Raw genomic sequence first — 1,259 nt, 5'->3', positions numbered from 1 at the left:
TGTAGTGGTCAACTAATTTTGGCCACATCGTTATAGCTAAGCCAATATCTGCGCTCGCTTTCGTTTGGTGCCAAACCACCATTATAGTGATGCGGCCTGAGCTGGCTGTAATAGCCCAGCATATATTCCAGTATCTCTCGCTCTGCCTGAGCAAAAGAACCATAACCTACTGTAGGCACCCATTCTGTTTTTAAACTTCTGAAGAAGCGCTCCATTGGGCTGTTGTCCCAACAGTTACCGCGCCGACTCATACTCTGCGTTATTTGGCAGCGCCAGAGTAATTGCCTGAACTTCCGGCTGGTGTAATGGCTTCCTTGATCAGAGTGAAACATGACGCCCTCTGGCTTGCCACGCGACTCAAACGCATGGCTTAGTGCTTTGCATGTCAACTCACTATCCGGTGAAAACGACATAGCCCATCCCACAGGCTTGCGAGCAAAGAGATCCATTACCACAGCCAGATAAGTCCAACGACTGCCAGTCCAAATGTATGTCACATCACCACACCACATTTGATTCGGCTTCACTACAGCAAACTGGCGCGCTAACACGTTAGGGATCTCCACATGCTCAGCACCACCTTTTTTGTACGCATGTCGCGGTTGCTGGCAACTCTCAACATCCAATAACCGCATGTACTTTGCCGCCAGATAACGGCTAAGCTTCACGCCTTGAGCCGTAGCCATCTGTGCAATACTGCGCGCCCCAGCAGAGCCGCGGCTGGTGTTAAACAGTTCTTTTACCTTACTGAGCTTCTGTACATGCTCAGGCTTAATATCCTTCGGCCTTTGCTTCCAGTATTTAAAACTGCTGCGATGGACTCCAAAGACCTGACACAGCCGTGTCACGGTGTAGCTCTGCTTGAGTTTCCCAATTATCTTGAATTGTTCAGGGAGTCCGACATCAAGAGAGCTGTAGCCTTTTTTAAAATATCCTTTTCTATTTCTAAGTCCCGGATCCGCTTCTCTAACTCACGGATCTTCAACTGCTCAGGCGTCATAGGTGTGGCTTTAGGTCTAACGCCAGCTCGCTCTTCCCGCAGCTGACGAACCCATTTATCCATGGTTGATTTGCCAACATTCATGGCCTGTGCAGCTTTAGTAATCGAGTAGCCCTGGTCAACAACTAACTGAGCACACTCAAGGCGAAATTCAGGGCTGAATGTGGGTCTTGTCTTTTTATTCATCTTGTCACCTAATGTCATATGAGGTGTATCATAACACCTCTAATCAGGTGGCCAAATTCAGTGTGCCACTACA

The 1,259-nt window shown here is 48.4% G+C and carries 1 protein-coding gene; it reads right to left on the bottom strand.

The window, feature by feature from the left end:
• Positions 1-8 precede the first annotated feature (8 nt).
• Positions 9-1,186, bottom strand: a protein-coding gene (locus JAO78_RS16615; protein WP_226752479.1) for an IS3 family transposase whose coding sequence is annotated in 2 segments (ribosomal slippage) — positions 9-919 and positions 919-1,186 — 1,179 coding nt in all. Because the reading frame shifts where the segments join, the coding sequence is not laid out codon by codon here.
• Positions 1,187-1,259 lie beyond the last annotated feature (73 nt).

Source organism: Alishewanella maricola (assembly GCF_016343785.1).
Classification (GTDB): Bacteria; Pseudomonadota; Gammaproteobacteria; order Enterobacterales; family Alteromonadaceae; genus Alishewanella; species Alishewanella maricola.
The sequence above is the reverse complement of the archived record's forward strand: the minus strand, read 5'-3'. Positions and strand labels throughout refer to the sequence as shown.